Consider the following 5,484-nt stretch of genomic DNA (forward strand, 5'->3'; position numbering starts at 1 on the left):
GGATCGCCGTTTCCGAGGGCACCACGGAGGCCGAGAATTTATTTTCCAATGAAATTAACTAGCAATTCGGGTAGAAAGTTTAGAGGTATCATATGAAACTACTTAATAATTTGTTGACTAGCTTAACACAATATGAGAATGAAATGATTCAAATTAGGCGTCATCTTCATCAATACCCAGAAATTTCTTTTCAAGAAAAAGAAACATTTAAGTATATTATGGGCTTTTATAAAGAACTTGACTGTGAACCAAAACTTATCGGAAAGGGATTTGGAATCATCGTTGATATTGAAGGTGGAAAATCCGGAAAAACTCTTGCGTTGAGAGCAGACTTTGATGCTCTTGCTATTTTTGAAGATAATGATTTAAGTTTTAAATCGGTCAATCCAGGAGTAATGCATGCCTGTGGACACGATGCACATACTGCATATTTGATGGTACTTGCTAGAGAACTAGTAAAAATAAAACAAGAACTTCCGGGAAGAGTTAGAATTGTCCATCAACCAGCAGAGGAAGTATCTCCTGGTGGTGCCAAAGGTATGATTAAAGCAGGAGCTCTTGACGGTGTCGATAATATGATCGGGGTTCATGTGATGACTACAATTAAAACAGGGGTCATTGCCTATCATAATAAAGAAACTCAAACGGGACGTTCTAATTTCACCATTACAATCAAAGGAAACGGAGGTCACGCTTCTATGCCACAATTAAGTAATGATGCAATAGTAGCCGCTAGTTACTTTGTAACTGAACTCCAAACAGTAATTTCAAGAAGAATAGATCCATTTGACATGGGTACTGTAACTATTGGATCATTTGATGGAGCAGGAAGTTTTAATGCTATACAAGATAAAGTAGTGTTAAAAGGGGATGTTCGGATGATGAAAGAAACAACTAGAAAAGTCATCCGAGACCAAGTGAAACAAATTGCTAAAGGCGTTGGAGTAACCTTTGGGGTTGAAGTGATTGTAGATTATGACGATAACTATCCTGTACTCTTTAATTCAGAAAATCTCACTCACTTTGTAGTTGACAGCTTAAAAGATCAGAATATTTCAGAAGTCAATAATATAGTCGATTTAGGACCACAAAATCCTTCTGAAGATTTTTCATATTATGGGCAAGTTGTACCAAGTACTTTCTTTTACATTGGTGCACAGCCTGAAGACGGCGGAAATTATCCCCATCATAGCCCTTTATTTAAAATGAATGAGAAAAGTATTTTAATCGCGGCTAAAGCAGTTGCAACTGTAACTATAAACTATCTATTTTTCAATAAAAAAATGTAGATTTACAAATAGCAAGATTTGTAGCTAAAGTTGCTCCTTCGTTATTTAATAAACTTATAAAAATATTTCTATCCTATGTCCAGAAAAAGGTCATTTTCTGGACACTCTTCTTTTGTTATAAAAACTCTCAAAATCATTTACATTCCTCGTTCATTAACCCGTAATTTATTCTATGTTCATTTATATATATATTTCTAAGTTATGATACAATAAATTAGAACAAAGGAGAATAAAATGAATATCGGATATGCACGAGTTTCAACTGGACTTCAAAATTTGGATTTACAAAAAGATAGTCTTAAAAAATATGATTGTGAGAAAATATTTACTGACCATCTGTCAGGAAGTAAAAAAGATAGACCTGGATTAAAATCCGCCATCGAATTTTCTCGTCCTGGAGATACGATTGTTGTTTGGCGGTTAGATCGATTAGGAAGAAATATGGAGGACTTAATTAGCATAGTTAATTCACTTAATGATAAAGGAGTAAGCTTCCATAGCTTGCAAGAAAATATTACAATGGATAAATCAAGTTCGACTGGACAATTGATGTTTCATTTGTTTGCGGCTTTTGCGGAATTTGAGCGAAATCTTATTTTGGAGCGTTCTGCCGCTGGTAGAGAAGCCGCACGTGCAAGAGGACGACTTGGAGGAAGACCTGAGAAATTTTCGGAGCAAGACGTAAAGCTTCTTAAAACCTTGGTAGAAAGTGGTACGCCGATTAAGTCGATTGCGGATTCTTGGGGAGTTTCAAGAACCACAATTTATAGATATATTAATAAGTTTTAGAATAAAATAAAAGACCAGCTCACAACTATTAAGGTGCAAGCTGGTTTAATTTTTTTACTTTGGTATAATTAGTAACTCATACTAATTTTACAATCTTCGATAAGATATTGACTGATATTTCTAACAAAAGATTTCAAGCGTTCCTTTTTGTTATGTAAATCTAACGCTGGTTGATTTTCCCAATTTTCTGCAATTACATATTGAGTACTGTCTTGGACAACGAACTGAACCAACTTTGCAATAGGTTGCTTTCAGTGAATCTTGGGCGAAATGAATATGAATTCTCTCCAAGGTCAATAAGTTAAGCAAGATACAAAAAGCTTATCATTATGATAAACTTTTTACGTTTTCAGTTTAAGTATTGCATATTTTCAACTCGTTTTTCCGACCATTTGTGGCATACTTTTAACAATTCTACTTTTTGTTCTTCATTCAATTGCTCGAAGTAAGCTCGTGGGTCATTGGGGACATGATTGGGGATAACTCCCATCAGATATCCTGGTGGAAGTTGGAAGTATTGGGACAAAACTAAAGCAATTTTATTAGCAATAGCTTTTCCTAAAGTTTTCATAATTCCTCCTCTATCAATAATATAACAAGCATAATTATAACCCTTTTGAGAGAAGTTGAAAAGTTTGAGCTAAAAATTCGATAAATTCTTTTTCAGTCATTATCATTATTCGTTGTCCTTTTCGTTTAGATTGCTTAGCCTCTGATATTTTATGCGAATGATGATAGCCTTTTATTAAATCAATCGGAAAATTGCCTGTGACTAGTCTAGTCGTTTTTTTAGTCACAGCGTTCTGATTATGCCCTTTTAAACCTATAATGATTGATTGTGCTTGTTTTCTTGTCATCGTTGTAAGGGTGCCAGTAAATACAAAATATTCATTCTCTAGCATTAAACCACCTCTGCTGTTTTTCTGAATGGACTCGATGATCAACTTATTTGACCTTCTAGGAATCCAATTATATCAGAAAATAAATATAAACCTTTGAAGTATACTCTGGTATCCTAACCGTGCTAGCAATAACTCTTTTTATAATATATCAAAAAGTGGAAAAAGCACTCATAACTTTGTGATTATAGGTGCTTTTTCTAAATTATTTGACTCAATTTAAATATATCATTAATATAAATTCAATGATTACCAAATTTTAAGACGATTTTCTGGTGCACGATACATCTTATCTGTTTCTTTAACATCAAAAGTATCGTAAAATTCTTCGAGATTTGTTGGAGGAATATTTGCACGAAGTTTAGCGGGTGCATGAAAATCCATTGACAAAAGCATTTGTTGGAATTCTTTACTTGCTTTCATGCGCCAAATCTTAGCCCACTGACTAAAGAAAGCCTTCAAATCAACGTCTTTCTCATCTTTAGCTGCTGTCAGTGCCGCTGTAATTCCTCCTTGGTCAGCAATATTTTCTGACACAATGAGTTTTCCGTTTGCTGGACCAGCTTCGGTTTCTACGCCGTCAAAGAGTGCAATCATTTCTTTTTGCTTTTCTTCAAAAGCTTCATAATCTTCATCTAACCACCATTTGTTCAAATTTCCTTCTTTATCGAATTGGGCACCGTTGTTATCAAAAGCGTGAGAAATTTCGTGAGCAATAACTGTGCCGATTCCACCGTAATTTTGTGATGAAGATTGTTCAAGAGAGTAAAAAGGAGCTTGCAAAATTGCTGCTGGAAAAACAATTGTATTACTATCAGGACTATAATAAGCATTGACCATATGAGCAGGCATATGCCAGCTTGTTTTATCAACATCTTCTGAGAATTTTTCAAAAGTTCGAGCAGTCAAAATTTCATCGAATTTAAGGGCATCTTCATAGAGAGAGCCAGAAGTTGTTTTTAAACGACTATAAATTTCAGGCAATTTATCTGGGAAACCAATGAAAGGAGTAATAGCATCCAATTTTTCAATGGCTTTTTCAGCTGTTTCTTGACTGAGCCACTCATTTTTAGACAAACGCGCTTGGTAAACTTTAATCATTGCAGTGACCATCCGTTTGACATCGGCCTTACCAGCTTCACCAAAATATTTTTTACCATAGAATAAACCAATCACTTGGCTAAAATAAGACTCAGTCAAATCAAGTTGATGTTTTTCTTGACTTCTTGCTTCTTGAACATTTGAAAGGAAACGTCCATAAGCTCCACCAAGAATTCTAAGGTCTTCATTGAAGAAAGAAGTAGCGCCACGTGCAATTTTTGTCAGCATCCAAGCTTTAATGAGTGACCAATTTTCTTCATTGATAAGTGAATCAAATGATTCATAAAAACGATCTTCGTAAACAATGACTTTATCAGGTTCAGTTTTTACTAAATCTTTAATTAAAGATTTTAAATCCAGGTTTTTAACTTTACTGACAAAGCTGTCAGTAGAAATTGGATGATAAAGTTCAGCATATTTTGCCCACTCTTCAGAAGTATTTGCTGATGGAACTAAAAGAGCATCGAATTTAAGGGCAGACTTTGCAATCTCTTCTGCATTTTCAACATCAAATGTCTTTAAAATTTCGCTTGTGTTTTTAGCCCAAAAATCAAGTAATTCTTTTTTTCTAGGGTGTTCATCATTATAATAAGTGGTATCAGGTAAAATCAAACCCGGGCCAGAAAATCCAAGAGAATAGTGAATAGCATCTTTCATATCAGGTTCAACACTAAAAGAAAACGGAAGAGGTGCCTGTGAATGGAAAACGAGTTGAGTCAAATTATTTTTAAAATCTTCAAAAGTATTTAAAGTTTCAACTTTAGCAAGTTCATTTTTTACGGCAGAAAAGTCCGCTTTTTCTCTGGTTTGCCAATCTCCTGCTTTATTATAAAATTTGATTGCTTCAAGCAACTCTGGATTATCAGTAGGTAGGTTTTGTGATAAATCAGCTAAATCTTTAGCCAAATTTTTCTCATTTTTTAGTACTAATTCATCAAAAGCTGAAATTCTTGGTTTGTCTGCAGGAATTTCTGCATTTTCTAACCATTCAGCATTAACAGTAGCGAATAAATCATCTTGAATCCTTGTCATATCAAACTCCTTTTTTAATAAAAGAAGCTCAAATCATAAATTTGAACTTCTGTGACTTTAGAATTGCGAAAACTAAAGTGAGGGTATTTTTACAAAAAAACTTGTAAACAAAAGTTAAGTAAAACTATTTGGTGGCCAACTTAGCAGAAGAAACACCAATTTCTGACCAAGTATTCATTGCACCATAATCATGCGTCATTCCAACTACACGTTTGTTAACAGGAGTATAATTCAACATAAAGTTAGTTGGAATCACATAAGCTTTTTTATTCATATCTTCTTGATATTTAACGAAAGCATGCGCCGGCGCCGTTGGTGCTGGCTCCGGGTGCGCACCCCGGGGGTGGCCGGGGCCGGATGGCTGTCCGTGCCCG

General features: G+C 34.8%; 6 protein-coding genes. 2 read left to right on the forward strand and 4 right to left on the reverse strand.

Annotated elements, in window-relative coordinates; all coding sequences use genetic code 11:
• Window positions 1-92: 92 nt before the first annotated feature.
• On the forward strand, window positions 93-1,289 hold the full coding sequence (locus tag ABZ857_RS43745) for a M20 family metallopeptidase (protein WP_015082999.1): 1,197 nt from the start codon (window positions 93-95) through the stop codon (window positions 1,287-1,289).
• A 234-nt stretch (window positions 1,290-1,523) separates the two neighbouring features.
• Window positions 1,524-2,078 carry a recombinase family protein gene (locus ABZ857_RS43750; RefSeq protein WP_282675722.1) on the forward strand — a complete coding sequence of 185 codons (555 nt, stop codon included), beginning with the start codon at window positions 1,524-1,526 and terminating at the stop codon, window positions 2,076-2,078.
• A 349-nt stretch (window positions 2,079-2,427) separates the two neighbouring features.
• Here ABZ857_RS43750 and ABZ857_RS43755 read toward each other — a convergent pair whose 3' ends face one another.
• From ABZ857_RS43755 to ABZ857_RS43770, 4 genes are all read right to left on the reverse strand, one after another.
• A complete protein-coding gene (locus ABZ857_RS43755; protein ID WP_003132844.1) occupies window positions 2,428-2,649 on the reverse strand; it encodes a hypothetical protein in 222 nt (73 codons plus the stop codon).
• A 34-nt stretch (window positions 2,650-2,683) separates the two neighbouring features.
• The gene (locus tag ABZ857_RS43760) at window positions 2,684-3,022 is read right to left on the reverse strand and encodes a BRCT domain-containing protein (protein ID WP_014567975.1); all 339 of its coding nucleotides are present in this window, start codon (window positions 3,020-3,022) and stop codon (window positions 2,684-2,686) included.
• Between the two features lie 204 nt (window positions 3,023-3,226).
• Window positions 3,227-5,110: an endopeptidase PepO gene (gene pepO / locus ABZ857_RS43765; RefSeq protein WP_014011541.1), complete on the reverse strand. Its 1,884-nt coding sequence runs from the start codon at window positions 5,108-5,110 to the stop codon at window positions 3,227-3,229.
• Between the two features lie 124 nt (window positions 5,111-5,234).
• Window positions 5,235-5,484 (reverse strand): hypothetical protein (locus tag ABZ857_RS43770; RefSeq protein ID WP_357056791.1); only part of this gene is annotated, 250 nt, incomplete at its 5' end.

Source organism: Microbispora sp. NPDC046933 (genome assembly GCF_040644635.1).
GTDB lineage: Bacteria > Actinomycetota > Actinomycetes > Streptosporangiales > Streptosporangiaceae > Microbispora.

Excerpts from the sequence above, each read along its gene's own strand:
- ABZ857_RS43745 (WP_015082999.1), top strand. The coding sequence starts at position 93 with ATGAAACTACTTAATAATTTGTTGACTAGCTTAACACAATATGAGAAT.
- ABZ857_RS43750 (WP_282675722.1), top strand. The coding sequence starts at position 1,524 with ATGAATATCGGATATGCACGAGTTTCAACTGGACTTCAAAATTTGGAT.
- pepO (WP_014011541.1), bottom strand. The coding sequence starts at position 5,110 with ATGACAAGGATTCAAGATGATTTATTCGCTACTGTTAATGCTGAATGG.
- ABZ857_RS43755 (WP_003132844.1), bottom strand. The coding sequence starts at position 2,649 with ATGAAAACTTTAGGAAAAGCTATTGCTAATAAAATTGCTTTAGTTTTG.